At 71.6% G+C, this 18039-nt stretch carries 18 protein-coding genes, 2 tRNA genes and 1 riboswitch; of the genes, 12 read left to right on the forward strand and 8 right to left on the reverse strand.

The window, feature by feature from the left end:
- Positions 1–64 precede the first annotated feature (64 nt).
- Both ASF89_RS06025 and ASF89_RS06030 read left to right on the forward strand, forming a co-directional pair.
- Positions 65–1024, forward strand: coding sequence for an NAD(P)-dependent oxidoreductase (locus ASF89_RS06025; protein ID WP_055812791.1), 960 nt, complete (start codon positions 65–67; stop codon positions 1022–1024).
- Between the two features lie 46 nt (positions 1025–1070).
- The gene (locus tag ASF89_RS06030) at positions 1071–1904 is read left to right on the forward strand and encodes a hypothetical protein (RefSeq protein ID WP_055812793.1); all 834 of its coding nucleotides are present in this window, start codon (positions 1071–1073) and stop codon (positions 1902–1904) included.
- Between the two features lie 86 nt (positions 1905–1990).
- Here the strand turns inward: ASF89_RS06030 and ASF89_RS06035 are convergent, their stop codons facing one another.
- A complete protein-coding gene (locus ASF89_RS06035; RefSeq protein WP_055812795.1) occupies positions 1991–3532 on the reverse strand; it encodes a S8 family serine peptidase in 1542 nt (513 codons plus the stop codon).
- A gap of 235 nt (positions 3533–3767) precedes the next feature.
- On the opposite strand from ASF89_RS06035, the gene ASF89_RS06040 reads away from it, so the two are divergent.
- The 7 genes from ASF89_RS06040 (at position 3768) to ASF89_RS06070 (ending at position 12275) form a co-directional block, all read left to right on the forward strand.
- On the forward strand, positions 3768–5327 hold the full coding sequence (locus ASF89_RS06040) for an SGNH hydrolase domain-containing protein (RefSeq protein WP_055812797.1): 1560 nt from the start codon (positions 3768–3770) through the stop codon (positions 5325–5327).
- Positions 5324–6871 carry an SGNH hydrolase domain-containing protein gene (locus ASF89_RS06045; RefSeq protein ID WP_055812800.1) on the forward strand — a complete coding sequence of 516 codons (1548 nt, stop codon included), beginning with the start codon at positions 5324–5326 and terminating at the stop codon, positions 6869–6871. Before ASF89_RS06040 ends, ASF89_RS06045 begins: the two co-directional genes overlap by 4 nt.
- Positions 6872–6928: 57 nt before the next feature.
- Positions 6929–7037, forward strand: a riboswitch (TPP riboswitch).
- Positions 7030–7668 carry an ECF transporter S component gene (locus ASF89_RS06050; RefSeq protein ID WP_082474969.1) on the forward strand — a complete coding sequence of 213 codons (639 nt, stop codon included), beginning with the start codon at positions 7030–7032 and terminating at the stop codon, positions 7666–7668. It overlaps the preceding riboswitch by 8 nt.
- A gap of 12 nt (positions 7669–7680) precedes the next feature.
- Positions 7681–9153 carry an ABC transporter ATP-binding protein gene (locus tag ASF89_RS06055; protein ID WP_235483995.1) on the forward strand — a complete coding sequence of 491 codons (1473 nt, stop codon included), beginning with the start codon at positions 7681–7683 and terminating at the stop codon, positions 9151–9153.
- Complete coding sequence (locus tag ASF89_RS06060) at positions 9150–9944, forward strand: energy-coupling factor transporter transmembrane protein EcfT (RefSeq protein ID WP_055812802.1); 795 nt, start codon at positions 9150–9152, stop codon at positions 9942–9944. Before ASF89_RS06055 ends, ASF89_RS06060 begins: the two co-directional genes overlap by 4 nt.
- Complete coding sequence (locus ASF89_RS06065) at positions 9937–10488, forward strand: ATP-binding protein (protein ID WP_235476303.1); 552 nt, start codon at positions 9937–9939, stop codon at positions 10486–10488. Before ASF89_RS06060 ends, ASF89_RS06065 begins: the two co-directional genes overlap by 8 nt.
- Positions 10489–10571: 83 nt before the next feature.
- Positions 10572–12275 carry a glycosyl hydrolase family 28-related protein gene (locus tag ASF89_RS06070; RefSeq protein WP_055812806.1) on the forward strand — a complete coding sequence of 568 codons (1704 nt, stop codon included), beginning with the start codon at positions 10572–10574 and terminating at the stop codon, positions 12273–12275.
- A gap of 61 nt (positions 12276–12336) precedes the next feature.
- Here ASF89_RS06070 and ASF89_RS15355 read toward each other — a convergent pair whose 3' ends face one another.
- The 5 genes from ASF89_RS15355 to ASF89_RS06095 form a co-directional block, all read right to left on the reverse strand.
- A complete protein-coding gene (locus tag ASF89_RS15355; protein WP_162240686.1) occupies positions 12337–12750 on the reverse strand; it encodes a metallopeptidase family protein in 414 nt (137 codons plus the stop codon).
- A gap of 172 nt (positions 12751–12922) precedes the next feature.
- A tRNA-His gene (locus ASF89_RS06080) sits at positions 12923–12995 on the reverse strand.
- A gap of 40 nt (positions 12996–13035) precedes the next feature.
- Positions 13036–13656: an oligoribonuclease gene (orn, locus tag ASF89_RS06085; protein WP_055794657.1), complete on the reverse strand. Its 621-nt coding sequence runs from the start codon at positions 13654–13656 to the stop codon at positions 13036–13038.
- A gap of 102 nt (positions 13657–13758) precedes the next feature.
- A complete protein-coding gene (locus ASF89_RS06090) occupies positions 13759–15024 on the reverse strand; it encodes an MFS transporter (protein WP_055812807.1) in 1266 nt (421 codons plus the stop codon).
- Positions 15021–15458 carry a MarR family winged helix-turn-helix transcriptional regulator gene (locus ASF89_RS06095; RefSeq protein ID WP_055794662.1) on the reverse strand — a complete coding sequence of 146 codons (438 nt, stop codon included), beginning with the start codon at positions 15456–15458 and terminating at the stop codon, positions 15021–15023. Before ASF89_RS06095 ends, ASF89_RS06090 begins: the two co-directional genes overlap by 4 nt.
- Positions 15459–15589: 131 nt before the next feature.
- On the opposite strand from ASF89_RS06095, the gene ASF89_RS06100 reads away from it, so the two are divergent.
- From ASF89_RS06100 to ASF89_RS06110, 3 genes are all read left to right on the forward strand, one after another.
- Positions 15590–15874, forward strand: a complete 285-nt coding sequence (locus ASF89_RS06100; protein ID WP_055794663.1) for a hypothetical protein — start codon at positions 15590–15592, stop codon at positions 15872–15874.
- A gap of 79 nt (positions 15875–15953) precedes the next feature.
- Positions 15954–16214: a thioredoxin domain-containing protein gene (locus ASF89_RS06105; protein WP_055794665.1), complete on the forward strand. Its 261-nt coding sequence runs from the start codon at positions 15954–15956 to the stop codon at positions 16212–16214.
- 32 nt (positions 16215–16246) lie between these two features.
- Positions 16247–16322: transfer RNA gene (locus ASF89_RS06110), tRNA-Arg, on the forward strand.
- 300 nt (positions 16323–16622) lie between these two features.
- Here ASF89_RS06110 and ASF89_RS06115 read toward each other — a convergent pair.
- Together ASF89_RS06115 and ASF89_RS06120 are read right to left on the reverse strand one after the other, a co-directional pair.
- Positions 16623–17555, reverse strand: a complete 933-nt coding sequence (locus ASF89_RS06115; protein WP_156463320.1) for a hypothetical protein — start codon at positions 17553–17555, stop codon at positions 16623–16625.
- Positions 17556–17632: 77 nt separating this feature from the next.
- Positions 17633–17932 (reverse strand): hypothetical protein, encoded by a 300-nt coding sequence (locus ASF89_RS06120; RefSeq protein WP_235476304.1) that lies wholly within the window; start codon positions 17930–17932, stop codon positions 17633–17635.
- Positions 17933–18039 lie beyond the last annotated feature (107 nt).

Below are 18039 nucleotides of genomic sequence, written 5' to 3' on the forward strand. Positions count from 1 at the left end.
ACATCGTCGTTCCCTCCCACCCGACCCGCGCCTCCTCGTCCCCCGCTTCGAACGGAGGCCGCTCGTGAGGGTCGTCGTGCTCGGCGCCACCGGGCACGTCGGCGGCTACCTCGTCCCGCGACTGGTCGCCGCCGGCCATGAGGTCGTCGCCGTCAGCCGCGGCACCTCCGAGCCGTATCGCCCGCACGCCGCATGGGGCTCCGTCGAACGGGTCGTGCTCGACCGCGACGCCGCCGAGGCCGACGGCACGTTCGGACCGCGAGTGGCCGCGCTCGAGGCCGACGTCGTCGTCGACATGATCTGCTTCACGGTCGACAGCGCCACGCATCTGCTCGACGCCCTCCGGGGCACCGGCGCCGTGCTGGTCAGCTGCGGCACCATCTGGGTGCACGGTCCCGCCGTCGAGGTCCCCATCACCGAGGAGGCGCGGCGCACCCCGTTCGGCGAGTACGGCACGCAGAAGGCGGCCATCGAGCAGCTGCTGCTGCGCGAGTCGCGGCTCCCCGGCGGCGTGCCGTCCACCGTGCTGCACCCGGGCCACATCACCGGTCCGGGCTGGCCGATGATCAACCCGCAGGGGAACCTCGAGCTCGGCGTCTGGGAGGCCCTCGCCGCGGGCGACGAGGTCGTGCTGCCCGACCAGGGGTCGGCCACGGTCCATCACGTGCACGCCGACGACGTCGCACAGGCCTTCCAGCTCGCCGTCGAGCGCTTCGGGCAGGCGTCGGGCGAGGCGTTCCATGTCGTGTCCGAGCGCGCGGTGTCGCTGCGCGGCCTCGCCGAGGCGGTGGCCCGCGAGTACGGGCAGGAGGCGCGGCTCCGCTTCGTCCCGTTCGACGAGTTCCGCGCGCTGGTCTCGGACGAGGCCGGGGACGCGTCGTGGCAGCACGCCTCGCGCAGTCACGCGATGAGCATCGAGAAGGCTCGTCGGCTGCTCGGCTACGCGCCGCGGTACACGACCGTCGAGGCCGTCGTCGAGGGGCTCGAGTGGCTGGCGGCGGAGGGTCGGCTCACGCTGCGCTGACGGCCGCGGGGACTCCGGTAGCTTCATCACGACCCGAGGAGCCCCCATGCCCCCCGCCTTCCCCTTCGACCGCGTCCGCCCCGTCATGCTGCGCGTCGTCATCGCCTCGCTGATCGTCGCCGCCGCCGTGGCCATCGTCTCGATCGCGACGTCGACGTTCGGCGACACGTCATGGCGCCTCATCGCGACCGCTGCGGTCTTCGCGGCGTTCGCCCTGTTCGCCTGGTACGACGCCGCGATCTCGTCGGCGCGGAGCAGCTGGTTCGCTCTCGTCGGCTTCGCCGTCTCGGTGTACCTGTTCGTCGCCGGCATGGCGAAGATCTGGATCATCCAGCCGCTCGACCACGCCGACACGATCTTCGACGGCTTCTTCGGCTGGCTGATCCTCGCGGCGATCGCCCGGGTGGCGCTGGCGCACGTGCACGTCGTGCTGGCGACCGAGGCGCGCCTGCGATCGCGCGTGATCACGGCCGTGACGCGGGTCACCCTCGCGCTCGTCGCGATCCTCGCGGTGATGCTGTCCGTACCCGTGCTGTTCAGCCCTCTCGAGCTCGACGGCGCGTACTGGCGGGTCCTCGGCGTCGTGGCCGTCCTGGATGCGCTGGGCACCGTCCTCATCCCGCTCGGCTACCAGCTCTTCACCCCGGCGTCTGCCCGGACCCGCACGCTCGCACGCGTCCATCCGGACGCGGCGTCATCGCCGGCGGGCGCCGTCCCCGGGTTCAGGCCCCCGGCCGCGGCCTACGCCGCGATCGGTGCGCCCCTCACCCTGCAGTGGCCGAAGTACGCCGACGGCGCCGACCTGCCCGCGACTCCGACGGGCGAGCCGGACTTCACGGGGGTCGTGGGATACGACGACTGCGTGGCTCGGACCGTCTGACACCGCGCCTCCTCGGATGCCGCGAAGCGAACGGGACACCGCCGAGTCCGGCGATGTCCCGTTCGCTTCGTGCGATGGGGCGGTGGTCAGCGCTTGCTGACCGCGGCCAGCGCGTCGACGATGCCCTGGCCGAACCAGCCGTTGTCGGCCGCCGTGCCCGTGCAGGTCGTGGTGCCGGTCGGGCAGGGCGTGTCGGTGGCCTGCTTCTCGAGCAGGCGCGTCAGCTCGGCGCCCTGGGCCTTCGGGTGCGTGGACTTCAGCAGCGCGAGCACTCCGGCGACGTGCGGCGACGCCATCGAGGTGCCGGACTTCGTGCCGTATCCGCCGTCGAGCACGGTCGAGAGGATCGCCGAACCCGGGGCTGCGACGTCGATGACGCCCTCGCCGTAGTTCGAGAAGCTCGACTTGGCACCCGCCGAGGTGGTCGACGACACGGTCACGACGCCGTCGAGCTCGGTCGGGATGTCCTCGCAGCCGGCGTCGATCTGCCGGACGACCGGCGTCGTGTCGTTCGGGCTGGCGTCGTCGACGGTCTTGTTCGCGAGGTCGATCGACGAGTTGCCGGCGGCGGCGACGTTGACGACGCCCTTCTCGTCCTGCGTGTACTGCACGGCCCGGTCGACCGAGGTCTTGACGGCGAGCTGGTCGGCGTCGGAGTCGCACCAGAACTGCCACGGGTCGACGTAGTAGCTGTTGTTGGTGATCGACGCGCCGGTCGAGGCGGCGTACATGAAGCCGCAGATGGCGGCCTCGGGGTAGATGAACCCGTCGTCGCTGACGACCTTGACGGCCGAGATGCGGGCGCCGGGGGCGACGCCGACGATGCCGACGCCGTTGCGGGCGGCGGCGATCGTGCCGGCCACGTGCGTGCCGTGATCGCTCGTCGTCGGCTGCCAGGCGTCGTACGACCGGTCGGGCGTGCCGGCGAGGCAGCCCGCCGAGGCGCGGGTGTCGATGTTCGGCTTCAGGTCGGGGTGGTCGCCCTCGATGCCCGAGTCCAGCACGGCGACGAGCACCTTGCGGCTGCCGTCGGTGATCTGGTGGGCCTGGTCGGCCTTGATCGCCTTGTTGTCCCACTGCTGGGCCTCGAGGGGGTCGGCCACGACGGTCGTATTCGCCTCGAGTCGGCGTTCGGGCGAGGCGGCGTCGGCGCGACCGGGCTTGCCCGGCTTCCCGTGCCCCGCTCCGTGACCGGTGCCGGGGGGCGTGACGCCCACGCCGAAGGTCGGGTCGGTCTCGGCGACCGGTGCCGTGCGGGTCGCGCCGACCGAGTCGACGCCGCGCGTGGCCCGCAGGGACGCGGCGAAGTTCGTGTTGTCGGACTGCGCCACGATCACGCCGATCTCGTCGTACGCGGCGATCACCGCGCCTCCGGCCGTTCCGACGGCCCTCTCGATCTTGTCGACCTGACCGCGGTTCGCCTTCTCGACGTTGACGGTGTAGTTCATCAGCGGCCCGGCGACGACGGGGAGCGTCGGCGTGACCGGCTTGCCGACCGGCGCGGACGCAGGAGGCGCGGCGACGGCGGCTCCGGAGCCGACGGCGGTCAGACCGAGGGCGAGAGAGGCGGTGAGACAGGTGGCGAGCACGCGGCGGCGCGCGCCCCGGGGGTTCTTCGGGAACGACATGGGACTCCTCGTCGGCTGCCGGCGGGTCGGCAGACCTTTGATAGGGAAATCTAAGGAGTCGGGGCGCGGCCCGCAGCGGGCACTTCGCGGGACAGCGGTTGTCCCCCGTCCGGGGCACGGGGCGTGATCATCCGTGCGGACGACGTGCCGGGGCGTCGAGTCGAGGTATCGTCGATCAGCCCCGCGACAGGATCAGTCGGGCCGGATCAGGCCGGTGGGGCTTCAGGGGAGAAGCATGCAGCAGGTCCGTTCGCGCCGTCCGGCGTTCCGTCTCGTCGTCGCGGCCATGATCGGCGTGGGGGCCCTGACGGCCTCCCTGCTGCCCTCGGGGGCCGCCGTCGCCGCAGCGAGGACGACGCCCGTCATCTCCGTGGCGACGAGCACCGCGTCGCTCGCCTACGGCAAGCAGCTGACCGTCTCGGGCTCCGTGCAGAACGCCGGCCGCCCGCTGGCGAACGGCCGGGTCAAGGTGGTCGGCAAGAACACCGGCACGGGCGCATGGGAGACCTTCGGGGCCGTGCAGACCGCCGCGAACGGCACCTGGTCGTTCGCGTTCACGCCCCGGTCGGGTTATCGCATCAAGGCCGAGATGGCCAGCACGCCGGCGACGAACGCGGCCGCGAGCGCCTCGAAGGACCTCGCCGTGCAGCCGCAGCTCTACGGCGTCTCGCCGGGTGCGTCGTCGCTCGCGGTCGTCGACCGCGACAAGGTCGTGCAGGGGGCGGTGCAGGCGCAGCTGTCGGGCAAGCGCATCAAGCTCGCCCGGGCCGACGGGCGCGTCTGGACCGACGTCGCGACGACGCGGATCGGCGGCGACGGCCGCTTCGTCCTGACCTTCCGCACGCAGAAGGCCGGCACCCCGGTCTACCGGGTGATCTTCCCGTCGCAGGCCGGGCTCGTCATGAAGATGGGCGCGAACCTCGCCTTCGACACGAAGACCTCGATGCTCGCCCTCCAGCAGGCCGGGGTGGCCTGCTACGGCCCCGCGGCCGCTGTCGATCGCGCCTGCTCGAACCCCGCGCTCGCCGGTCTCATCACCCCCACCACCGAGGCCGCGCGCCTCAAGAACGACACCGGCGGGGCCTACGACCCGAAGTGCTGGCAGTCCAGCCCCGAGACGCTCCTCACCAAGTGCAGCTACGGCTCGACCGACCCGAAGGCGCTCCGCATCGCGCTCGTCGGCGACTCGCACGCGGCCGGCTACGGCATCGCCCTGCGCGGGCAGCTCGTGCCGAACAGGTGGAAGCTCGACACGTTCATCGGCGTCTCGTGCCGGTGGATGGTCTTCCCGTCGGGTCACGGCTGCGAGGCTCGGGCCCGCGATGTCGACAACCGCCTCAAGAAGGGCGGCTACGACGTCATCATCGACACCGGTCTGCGCCAGCCCGCCAATGGCACGCCCGAGGCGGCGTCCGCGCTCGCCCTGCAGCGCGAGCAGGCCTGGGCTCCGCTGATCAAGCAGGGGGTCCGGATCATCGCGATCGCCGACCACCCGTACCTGCCCTCGCTCGACTCCAACACCTGCGTCACCGGCTCCTCCGGCACGGGGGCCCTCGGCTGCTCGGTGCCTCAGGCCGCGGCGACGAAGGGGATCGACCCCCTGATCGAGGCCGTCCGCGACACGCCGGGCGCCCAGCTCGTCGACCCCACCCGCTACCTCTGCTGGGACGGCGTCTGCCCGCTCGTCATCGGCAACGTCGTCGTCTACCGCGATCGGCACCATCTGACCGGCACATTCGCACAGGCGCTCGGACCGTACATCGCCTACGACATCAAGAAGGCGATCGCCCGATGACGACCCGCACCTCCTCGGCCCACCCGTCCTCCGCCGTCATGCCGGGACGTCGACTCTGGCTCGCCGTCGCCCTGGCCCTCGCCGTGATCGTCGGCGGTCTCGTGCCGACGGCGCCGGCCGCGGCCCTGGCCTCGGCCGTCCTGACGTCGAAGGCGGCGCCGGCGACCGTGGCCTACGGCAAGTCCGTCACGGTGTCGGGCACGGCGACCTCGGGCGGGCGTCCGCTCGTCGGCGCGCGCGTCAAGATCGTGCAGTACACGAGCGGCGGGGGCTGGGCCCTCATCGGGGCGGTCACGTCGTCGGCGACCGGCGCCTACTCGTACTCGTTCGCACCGACCTGGGGGCGCACGGTCCGCGCGGAGCTGGCGCGCACGACGACCCACGCGGCGGCGGCCAGCCCGTCGACCGCGCTCTTCGTCCAGCCGCAGATCTACGGGTCGGCCGTGAGCGGTGACGGAACAGCGGCCCCCGGGACGGCGAGGCAGTTCACGGGCAGCGTGCACGGCGGTCTGGTCGGCAAGCGGATCAAGGTCGAGCGCTTCGAGCCCTCCGGGTGGGTGCTCGCGGCGCAGGCGTACGTGCAGACGGGCGGATCGTTCTCGATCCCCGTCACGACGACCCGCTTCGGCAACCAGGGCTTCCGCGTGGTCATGCCCTCGCAGTCGGGGCTCATCACGAAGCAGCTGGCACCCGTCGACGTCGGATCGTACGGCGGCACCGTCAAGCGCTACGCCGATGCCCGTGCCTGCTTCGGTGCGGCCGCCCTGCCCGGCCCCTGCGACAACAGCAGCCTCCCGGTCACGCCCTCGATCTCGGGCGGAGCGTACGAACGCGACCGCACGGGCGCCTTCGAGTGCTACTCGGCCGACGTGACGCAGCGCGTCCCCACCTGCTCGTACGGCTCGACGCGCGGCGACGCGCTGCGCGTGGCGCTGACCGGCGACTCGCACGCGGCCATGCTGAAGACCGGACTGCTGCCCCGTCTGAACGACCTCAACTGGCGACTCGACACCTACATCGGCCGCGGCTGCGTGCTCAGTGCGCCGATCAAGGGCGACACGTGCGAGAACCGGTCCACGGGTCTCGCGTCGTCGCTCGGCGGCGGGAAGTACGACCTCGTGCTCGTCACCGCGGTGCGCGCCGAGAACAAGGCCGCCCCCGCGGCGGACCCGAAGATCGCCGGCTACACCGCGGCCTGGAAGAAGATCGCCGCGCAGGGCACGACGGTCGCAGCGATCGCCGACAACCCGACGCTGCCGCAGGCGGTCCTCGACTGCGTCGACCGCTCGACGACCTACACGCAGGCGTCCAGATGCCAGACGAGCCGCGCGACGGCCTTCGCGCTGAGCGACCCGCTGGGCGCGGCCGCCAAGACGGTGCCCGGGGCCGCCCTCGTCGATGTCAGCGACCGGCAGTGCACGAAGACCGCCTGCGCCGCCCTCGTCGGTCACGTCATGGCCTACCGCGACGCACACCACCTGACGACGACGTTCGAGAAGTCGCTGGCGCCGTACATCCTCGAGAGGCTGGCCCCGGCGCTCTGACGTCGGGTTCATCGCACGGGCGTCGCACGGGGGTGCGGCGCCCGCGCTATGCTCGTCGCACAACACACGGGAGTCCGGTATGCCGGGCTGAGAGGAAGCGACCCACGCTTCGACCGTCGAACCTGATCCGGATCATGCCGGCGCAGGGAGGAGAAGAAATGTCTGTGCACACGTCTGCCACCGGCCGCGAGGCCTCGACCGCGACGAAGGCGCCGGCTCGCCGGTGGCGGGTCGTCGACATCGTCGTCGCGAGCGTGATCGGAGTCGCGTCGGGCGTCGTCTTCTGGGCCTGGGGGGTCGCGTACTACGGCACCGACGTCCTCCTGAGCTTCTCGGGCGGGTTCCAGGGCATCTTCAACGGGATGTGGCTGTTCGCCGGTGTGCTCGGAGGCATCATCATCCGCAAGCCGGGCGCAGCCGTCTACACCGAGGTCGTGGCCGCGGTCGTGTCGATGCTGATCGGCACGCAGTGGGGCTTCTCGGTGCTGATCTGGGGCATCGTGCAGGGGCTCGCGGCCGAGATCGTGCTCGCGCTGTTCCTCTACAAGTCGTGGCGTCTCGGGGTCGTGCTGCTGGCCGGCACGGTCGCGGGGCTGGCGGTCGGTCTGATGGACATCACGTTCTCGTCGAGCGCGGCGGCCCTGGCCCCCGAGCGTCAGTTCGTCTACGTGGCGTCGTCGATCGTCTCGGGTCTCGTCATCGCCGGACTCCTCTCGTGGCTGGCCGCCCGAGGGCTCGCCCGGAGCGGCGCCCTGAACCGCTTCGCCTCCGGTCGGACGACCGAGACGCTGGTCTAGCGGGGGCGACGCGTGCCGTCGGTGTCCGCGCAGGCCGGGGCCCGGGTGATCGCCCGCGGCTGGGGTTGGCGGCACGCCGGGCGTCGGGCGCACGCCGTCTCGGCCCTCGATCTCGTCATCGAGCCGGGTGAGAGGGTTCTGCTGCTCGGAGCCTCGGGGGCGGGCAAGTCGACCCTGCTGGCCGGGCTCGCCGGCGTGCTCGGCGGCGACGAGGACGGAGACTCCGAGGGCGAGCTCCTCGTCGACGGGCGCGAGCCGGCGTCGCAGCGCGGGCGCGTCGGGCTCGTGCTCCAGGACCCCGACTCGCAGGTGGTCCTCGCCCGCGTGGGCGACGACGTCGCCTTCGGCTGCGAGAACCTCGCCGTGCCCCGTGACGAGATCTGGCGGCGGGTCCACGAGTCGCTCGAGGCCGTCGGGCTCGACCTGCCCCTCGGGGCCTCGACCACCGAGCTGAGCGGCGGCCAGAAGCAGCGACTGGCGCTGGCCGGAGCCCTCGCCATGAGGCCCGGTCTGCTCCTCCTCGACGAGCCGACGGCGAATCTCGATCCCGCCGGGGTCGTCGAGGTGCGCGACGCGGTCGCGCGCGTCTCCGAGTCGACCGGGGCGACGCTCGTCGTAGTGGAGCACCGCGTGTCGGTCTGGCTGCCCGTCGTCGACCGGGTGGTCGTGCTCGCCGCCGGCGGGGGAGTCCTGGCCGACGGTCGCCCGGACGACGTGCTGAGGGCTCAGCGGGGCACCCTGACGACCGCCGGCGTCTGGGTGCCGGGCGTCGACCTGCCCGTGCCGTCCCGTCGCCGTGTCGTCGGGGAGCCCCTGCTCGACGCGACCGGTCTCGCCGTGGGGCGGCGCGGTGCGCGCGGTCCCGCCGTCGCCGCCGACATCGATCTCCAGGTCGTCGCGGGCCGGGCCGTGGCCGTGACCGGGGCGAACGGGGCGGGCAAGTCGACGCTGGCGCTCACCGTCGCGGGGCTCCTCCCGCCGGTGGGCGGCCGGTTCGCGGCCTCGCCCGCCCTCGCGGCCGGGGCGGGGACGTCGCCGATCCGGTGGCGCCCACGCGAACTGCTCACCCGCATCGGCACCGTCTTCCAGGACCCCGAGCATCAGTTCCTCTCGACGACGCTGCGACGCGAGCTGGCGGTCGGCCCTCGGGCCCTCGCCGTTCCCGGGCCCGAGATCGACGGCCGCGTCGACGCCCTCCTCGAACGGCTCCGACTCGATCATCTCGCCGCGGCGAACCCCTTCACGCTGTCCGGTGGCGAGAAGCGCCGGCTCTCGGTGGCGACGATCCTTGCGTCGCGGCCCTCGGTGCTGGTGCTCGACGAGCCCACCTTCGGTCAGGACGCCCGCACGTGGCGCGAGCTGGTCGCGTTCCTGGCCGAGCTGCTCGACGACGGCCGTGCCGTGGTGGCCGTCACGCACGACGCCGATCTCGTGAGCGCTCTCGCCGACGACGCCCTCGACCTCTCGTCGAGGGGAGCGGCATGAGCATCCTGGCCACCATCGAGACGACGGGCGTGGTGAGTCGCGTCAACCCGGTCGCGAAGCTGCTCGCCGCCCTCGTCATCGCGATCGTGCTGCTGCTGTCGATCGACTGGGTGTCCGCGGGCACGGCCCTCGTGCTCGAGCTGCTCCTCCTGCCGTGGGCGGGGCTGACGGCTCGTCAGCTCGTCGTCCGGACGCTCCCGCTCTGGATCGCCGCTCCGTCGTCCGTGCTGGTCACGGCCGTCTACGGGCGCGACGAGGGCGCCGTCCTCGTCGACTGGCAGGTGATCTCCGTGACCGAGGGGTCGCTGTCGCTGGCCGCCGCGATCGGGCTGCGCATCCTCGCCGTGGGGATCCCGGGCATCGTGCTGCTCGCGACGACCGATCCGACCGATCTCGCCGACGGTCTCGGTCAGGTCCTCCGCCTGCCGGCCCGCTTCGTGCTCGGTGCGTTGGCCGGTCTCCGTCTCGTCGGTCTCTTCATGGACGACTGGCGACAGCTCGCTCTCGCACGGCGGGCCCGCGGCGTCGCCGACTCCGGCGGCCCGATCGGGGCCCTGAGGCGCTTCGGGCAGCAGGCGTTCGCGCTGCTCGTGCTGTCGGTGCGACGGGGCAGCAAGCTGGCCACCGCGATGGAGGCCAAGGGCTTCGGCTCGGACGAGCCCCGCACCTGGGCCCGCCCGTCGGTGCTCGGCGGCCGCGACATCGTGCTGGTCGCCCTCGGCGCGGCGGTGGCCGCCGCGGCCGTCACCGCGGCCGTCGTGGCCGGGACATGGACGTTCGTCCTTGCCTGAGCAGCCGGATCCGCTGATCACGCGCCTCCTGATGCATGCCGAGGAGGCGCGGGTCGGCGATGACCGCGTCATCGTCCTCATCGACGGCCGTTCGGGTTCGGGCAAGACGACGCTCGGTCGCCGGCTCGCCGCCGCCTGGCCCGCACACCTCGGTCCCGTCCGGCTCGTCCACCTCGACGACGTCTATCCCGGCTGGCACGGGCTGGAGACGGCGTCGCGGGTCGTCGCGGCGACGATCCTCCGGGGGGAGCGCCCCGGGTGGCGGCGCTGGGACTGGGCGCTCGATCGTCCGGGGGAGTGGGCGACGCTCGACCCGTCCGTCTCGGTGATCGTGGAGGGGGCGGGCTCGCTGACCCGCGCCTCCTCGGCTCTGGCGACGACGCGGGTGTGGCTCGACCTCGACGACGACGAGCGACGGCGCCGCGCGCTCGGTCGCGACGGCGCCGCGTACGAGCCGTGGTGGGACGTCTGGGCGGCGCAGGAGGAGCGCCATCTCGATCGTGAGTCGCCGCGGTCTCTGGCCGACGTCGTCGCCGAGGCCTGACGCGGTGGCGCGATCTCCTCACGCCCGTTAGCCTGTGCGAGACCAGGGTATGAATGCCCTGGTGATACGAGAGCAGGTGGCATGTGAGCACGGCGGATTCCGGCGGACGACACGGCGGTGGACGACACGGCAGCGGACAGAACGGCAGCGGACGATATGGCACAGGCCGACGTGCTGACGCAGGGCAGGGCGCAGCGCGAGACGACGCCGAGGCTCGCGACGGCCGCCCGGACGGCGGGCGGCGGCTCCTGCTGGCGGCCGGGGCGACGGCGGCCGCGGCCGCGCTCGTCGGCGGTGGCGCCGGTGGTGGTCGACCCGCCCAGGCCGCCGTCTCCGACGCCGACGATCCGCACGTCGCCGTCGACGTCCGCCGGATCGGCGCGCGCGGCGACGGGCGGACCGACGACACCGCGGCGTTCCAGAAGGCCCTCGACCTCGCGGCGAAGGTCCGCGGGCGGGTCGTGGTGCCCGCCGGCGCGTACCTGCTCGACACCGTCTCGATCCCGATGCTCGTCAAGGTGCAGGGCCTCGGCGCCGACATCAGCCGATACGGCTCCGGCACGAGCGGCGGGGTCAACCTGCGGCACCTGCCGACGTCGACCGCGCCGATGGTCGTCGTCACCGGACCCGGCACGACCCTCGAGGGGCTGACGCTGCAGGGCAACGGGTCGTCCGCCCCGTTGCTGCGCGTCGACAACGGGTTCGAGTCGCGCTTCGATCGCGTGCACCTCGCGAACGTCGCGGGCACCGCCCTCCTCGCGCAGCGAGTCAACAACGCGTTCTGGTCCGACGTGTTCATCAACAACTGCGGCACCGAGACCGACGCGGCGATGGTGGTGAAGTCGCCGCCCGCCGAGCTGTCGTTGACGAACTCGAACACGTTCACCTGCGTCGACCTGACCATCGAGGGCGGTCCCGGGCCGGCGCTCGACCTCGGCTGGGGTCCGTCGGGCGAGCACTTCGTCGAGTTCGTCCGGCTCGTCGCGCCGCACATCGAGGCCCTGCAGGCCGGGGCGGCTCCGGAGGCGGTGGTCCGGATCGGCAACGTACGTCACGTCGAGCTCGTCAGCCCCTTCCTCTACGGCGGCGGCGGACCGCTGATCGAGCACCGGCGGCAGCGTCCGCGCGGCGTCGTGCTCGAAGGGGGCGTCCGAGTCGTGGGAGGGGCTCTGCTCGGGGTCGACCCGGCCAAGGCGACCGCGAGCGACCACCTCGTGCGTCTGACGAACGGCGACGACTTCGCGCTGATCGGCACACGGCTCGCTCGGTTCACCGGGGCGGCCGTCGCCGTCGGGGCGGATTACGGGGCGAACGTGCTGATCGATCCCACCACGCGCATCCAGCTGCCGACCAAGGGGATCGCCCTGAGCGACCAGCGGATGGGGCGAGCGCTGCCGGTCTGGCGGTGGGGCGGCGGCATCGTCACGACGACCGACGTCGAGGTCGGTCGTCACCTGCTCGCAGCACGGACGACGGCGCCGACCGCGGTGGCCCTCGCCGGCGCGGCGCTGGGTTCGGCGGCGCCCGTCGTGGCGGGCGCGGACACGGCCGGGGTGGTGCGGTACACCCCGGGCGCGCGCGCGACGGCCGGGCCGCAGGTGCGCCTGCGATTCGCCGCGCCCTACGCGACCCCACCGGCCGTCATGCTCACACCGCAGTCGGCGGCTGCCGCCCGGACGCGACCCTACGTGTCCGTCACGAAGGATCACGTGGAGGTCTGCGTGGTCGAACCCCTCGCCGCGGGGGAGCGCGGCGAGATCGTCTTCGGGTATCAGGTCGTGGGCTGAGCCCGACGGAGGCCGGTGTCCGGCGTCCCCGCTGGGCTCCGAGCGGTGCGGCCGGGGCGGCTCAGGCCCAGCCGAGATCGTGCAGCTGCTCGTCGTCGATGCCGTGGAAGTGGGCGATCTCGTGGACGAGGGTCACATGGATCTCATCGGCCAGCGCCTCCTCGTCGTCCACGGCCGCGAGGTGCGGTTCGCGGTAGAGGATGATGCGATCGGGCAGTTCGCCGAAGCCGTACTGGCCGCGTTCGGTGAGGGCGACGCCGTCGTACAGGCCGAGCAGGTCGAGCGAGCCGTCCTCGGGCCGGTCCTCGGTGACGAAGACGATGTTGTCGAGCCCGTCGACCATGTCGTCGGGCAGCAGGTCGAGCTGATCGACGACCATCTGATCGAACCGCTCGGCGCTCACCGATGCCGGATCGATGCCCGTCGGTCCGTCGCCGGGCTGGTCCGCGTCAAGAGGCTGCTGCGCATCGTCCACCCTGCGACTCTCCCATGCCCCGCCTGCGAGACGGTGATGGAACGACAGAAATCCCGCCCCGAGGGGCAGGGCCTTTCCATTCGGGACGTCTTCGATGCGCTCGCGCATCGAAGACCGGGCAGCACGGAACCCGAGAAAGGCCCCGCCCCGAGGGGCAGGGCCTTTCCATTCGGGTGAGTAACGGGGCTTGAACCCGCGGCCTCCTAGACCACAACCAGGCGCTCTACCAGCTGAGCTATACCCACCATGTGCACTCGCCGAAGCGGTTGCAACGAGAAGACTCTACTACAGCCTGGCGGCCCATTCGTCCACGACGCTCTTCGAGATCGCCTGCACCTCGTCGGTGGTGGGTCCGGGCTCCGACACGAAGCCGGCGCGACGGTAGTACTCGAGCTCGCGGATCGATTCGAGGATGTCGGCGAGGGCGCGGTGCCCGCCGTTCTTCTGCGGTGCGTTGAAGTACACGCGGGGGAACCACCGGCGGGCGAGCTCCTTGATGGACGAGACGTCGATGCTGCGGTAGTGCAGGTGCCCGTCGACCCGGGGCATGTACTTCGCGAGGAACGCCCGGTCGGTGCCGATGGTGTTGCCGGCCAGGGGTGCGTTCTGCTTCGTGGGGACGTGCTTGAGGATGTACTCGAGCACCTCGAACTCGGCTTCGGCGAGGCTGACCCCGTTCGGGATCTCGTCGATCAGCCCTGACGAGGTGTGCATCTCGGTGACGAAGTCGCCCATGTTGTCGAGGGCAGACTGATCGGGCTTGATGACGATCGTGAAGCCGGGGTGGACGGGGGTGAGGTCGAAGTCGGTGACCACGACGGCGACTTCGACCAGTTCGTCGACGCTGAGGTCGAGACCGGTCATCTCGCAGTCGATCCAGACCAGACGGTCGTTCGCTGAAGCCATGGGGGGAGTCTAGCCGCGCGGTGTCCCGGCACCGCGCCTCCTCGGGGCGGCGGGCCGGGCGCACAGGCCCGACCCGGAGCCGAGGAGGCGCGGGTCGCGACCCTAGGTCAGGTCGCCCGCCCCGATGGCCTCGGCCTCGACCCGGGCGGACTCGGGTCCGTCGTCGATCCGGCGCAGAGCCCGGTGGGCTGCGACGACGACGATCAGCGCGACGGCCACGCTCGCGGCGGCGAACACGTATGCCGCGCTCGGCGCGATGGTGTCGGCCAGCAGGGTCGCGACGGGAGGCGCCACCGCTCCGCCGAGGAACCTCACGCCCGAGTACGCGCTCGAGGCGACCGAGCGGGGCAGGTCGGTGGCCTCCATCACGGACTCCGTCAGCACCGTGTTGAGGACTCCCAGCACGAGGCCGCCGACGACGACGCAGACGACGAGGGCGGCCGGTGTGCCGACGACGATCGCCGCGGCGGCGAGGTCGAGGGCCAGCAGGGGCAGGGCGATCTTGAGCACGGTGGTCCGCTTCATCCGAGCCGTGAGCATCGGCGCGACCCAGACCGAGGTGACGGCGAGTCCGACGCCCCAGCCGAAGAACGTGAAGCCGATGCCGAGTGCCCCGAACCCGAGGGGGTACGGCGTGTAGGCGAGCAGCACGAAGAAGCCGATGTTGTAGAAGAGGGCCGTCGCCGCGAGGGCTCCGAGGGCGGGTCGGGCCAGCGCTCGGAAGGGCGCCGAGAGCCGGGTCGGCGCGGGCTTCTCCATGCTGCTCGAATTCAGGAACACCACGATCGCGATGAACGCGATCGCCATCAGGGTCGTCACGCCGAAGAACGGACCGCGCCAGCTGACCGAGCCGAGCAGACCTCCGATCAGCGGTCCGATCGCGATGCCGAGACCGAGCGCCGCCTCGTAGAGGATGATCGCCGAGGCGGTGCCGCCGGATGCCGCGCCCACGATGGTCGCCAGCGCCGTCGAGATGAAGAGCGCGTTGCCGAGACCCCAGCCGGCACGGAACCCGATGACCGACCAGACGTCGACGCTCGTGGCGGCGAGCAGGGCGAAGACCACGATCAGCGCGAGTCCGATCAGCAGGGTCCTCTTCGCGCCCAGGCGGCTCGAGACCCAGCTGGTGAAGAACATGGCGACGCCGGTGACCGCCAGGTAGCTCGTGAACAGCAGCTCGGTCTGCGTGGGACTCGCCTTCAGTGATTCGGCGATGGCGGGGAGGATCGGATCGACGAGGCCGATGCCCATGAAGGCGACGACGCACGCGAACGCGATGGCCCAGACCGCGGTCGGCTGGTGCAGGATGCTCGGCTTCGCCGCGGACGCCGGAGGTGCGGTGACGGAGGATGACGATGCGCGGCTCATGCGGGCACCGCCTCAGTGCTCACGCGGGTGGCGAGCAGCTGCGCGGCATGATCGAGCACCGCCCACTCGGCCTCGTCGAGATCGGCGAAGAGCGACCCGAGGGCGTCGGCCAGCTGAGAGCGCCATTCGACGAGAGCCCGGGTGCCTTTGTCGCTGATGGCGATGAGCCAGGCGCGGGAGTCGTCGTCATCCGCGATGCGATAGACGAGTTCGTCGTCGACGAGGCCGCGGAGCAGCTTCGTCATGGTCGGTTGGCTGACGCGGCTCGCCTTGGCGAGATCGCCCACCCGGAGGCTGCCGTCGGTCGTCAGGATCGAGAGCGTGCGCCAGACGGCGGGGGAGGTGGTGCGGCCGGTCTCCTGCGCGGCGATCCGCGTCAGGCGATGGGTCGACGTCAGGAGGGATTCCAGGATGTCGGTCGGCTGAGAAGTCATGAGCACCAGTGTATAGCCAAGCTATATAGCTTGGCTATACAGAATTGGGGTCGGGGGAATCCACAGTGGCCGTGCCTGCCGAGGCGAGCGAAACTGGGCGCCGACTCCGCGCCTCCTGGTAGACCTGGGGCATGACAGACAGCAAGCCCACCGTGGCCGAGGGATCCGAGTACGTCGTCTTCTTCGAGGGCGGACCGAGCGACGGCGCCACCGACACCCGCATCAGCACCGACGGCAGCTACGACGAGGAGATCACCGACTTCGTCCTCATCGACGGCATGGAGACCGGCATCGTCTACAAGGCCGGCGAGGCCAAGATGGTCGGCGAGCAGCTGCAGGTGCACTACTCGCTCGACCTCAAGGACAGCGACCCGATCATCGACCACGAAGACCGGAACGACCTCCGCGACAACTAGTCACGGCGGTTCCCGTCGTCACGACGGCGACCCAGGAGGCGCGGGGAACATTCCCCCGCGCCTCCTCGTTGTCTCCGGCATGATGCTCGAGCTCTACACGTCCGCCTTCTGCGGACCCTGCCACGCGGCCCGTGCCGTCGTCGCCGAGGCGGCCGCGCTCGTGCCCGGGCTCCGCATCGACGAAGCCGACGTCGCGCAGCGACCCGACCAGGCCGAGGCGCGCGACGTGCGCAGCACGCCGACCATCGTCGTCACCCGCGACGACGGATCGGTCGCGTTCCGCGCCACCGGTGCGCCCACGCTCGACAAGCTGCTCGGAGCGCTGGCGCTCGCCGTCTGAGCGTCCGCCCGCGCGCTATCGTTGACGGGTCCGCCCCCGTAGCTCAGCGGATAGAGCAGGAGCCTTCTAATCTCTTGGTCGCAGGTTCGATTCCTGCCGGGGGCACCACGACGCGGATCTCGCGGTGCTTCTCATCTCTTGGTCGCAGGTTCGATTCCTGCCGGGGGCACCACGAACGCCAGAGGTACCACGACATGGMTCTCGCGGTGCTTCTCATCTCTTGGTCGCAGGTTCGATTCCTGCCGGGGGCACCACGAACGCCAGAGGTACCACGACATGGATCTCGCGGTGCTTCTCATCTCTTGGTCGCAGGTTCAATTCCTGCCGGGGGCACCACGACGCAGGTCTCCTCAGACGACGAACGCCCCGAGCCGCATCTGCGGGCTCGGGGCGTTCTCGCCGGACTTCTCAGTCGTCGTGGGGGTCGGGGCTCGTGCGGCGTCGCACCTGCTGCGCGCTGACCGGTTCGCCGAAACGGGCCTCGTCGGGGTCGAGATCCGTCTCGGTGTCGGTCTGCACAGCGGTCGACGCGTCGGGTGTCTCGGGCTGCCCGGACTCGGCTCCGACGGTGGGGGCCGTCGAGGCGTCGCGCTGAGGTGCGTCGTCGAGGTCGGCGGCGACCGGGGCGACGACGGGGCGCGGCTCCGACACCACCGGCGGCCTTGCGAACGCGGCGGCCGCCGGCGGCACCGTGATCGACTCGGGGCCGGCCGCAGGCGCGCGATCGGCGGGGACGAGCGGTGCGGGCGTCGGCATCCGAGCCGGCTCGGGGGCCGACGACGGGCGACCCGTCTGACGGTCAGCGTCGGAATGATCGCGTGGACCCTCGGTCTTGTCGGCGTCGACGTCTTCGTACCGCCAGCGCTCGAGGTCGTAGCGGAACAGCTTCTTCGCCCGCTTCGGCTTGGCCTGCCACTCGACCATGCGGTCGCGGAAGTCCGCCAGCGACTGCTCCGCCTGGAAGCTGAAGGTCGCCGAATGGCGCTTGATCTCGGCAAGCTCGTGCTCGGCCCAGCTGGCCGCGCTCCGCGCACCGCTCACGGGGAGGAGGCGCAACCGGACCTCGCTCTCGTGCGCGAGGTGGTCCGAGTACTCGCGTTCCTCCGTGCCGAGCGAATTCCAGATCGCGGCCTTGCGCGCTGCCGTCACGATTCCGGAGACAGCGGCCGCCTTGGCGACGTCGTTCTGCCGGGCGATCGACTGCTTGATGGCCGACCGGCCGATCAGAGCCGCGATGACGCCGGCCACGATGATCGCGACGAAGGGGATGATCGCCCCCGACATGATCCGCCATCCGTCGTCTGACGAGATCCATTCCACGAGACTGTTCCACCACTGCATGGGGCGCACACTATCTCGGCGGCGGTCGGGGTCCGGGGTGCGACAGGCCCTTGCCGCCGATCGCCCGCCCCGTCCGCTCAGGCGAAGCGGAAGCAGTCGGTCGCGTCGCTGCGGCTCCAGAACTCGCCGATGTCGACGAAGCGCCGTTGCCGCGCGATGAATCGCCTGGCTCGGTACTTGTCGCCCTGGGGGTCGGCGAATCGCTCGACGTATCCGAGCACCTCGCCGCCGGGACGGGTGACCCGGGCGAGATCGTCGCGAACCTGCACGAGGCGCAGACCGCCTCGGGTCTCGTCGAGCTGCAGACGGGGTTCGTCGTGCGTGTGCCGACCCGCCGTGTCGACGGGTCGTGCGGGGGAGTGCAGGGTGGTGGTCATGGAGTGCTCCTGAGGTCATCCGGCCGATGCTGTCGAGAACATCTCCGACGCTACGGCCGACCACCGACATCCCGGTGGTCGACCGCGGCCGTCGCCGTCCAGCCTCA

Source organism: Frigoribacterium sp. Leaf172, assembly GCF_001424285.1.
In the GTDB taxonomy this organism is placed as follows: Bacteria; Actinomycetota; Actinomycetes; order Actinomycetales; family Microbacteriaceae; genus Frigoribacterium.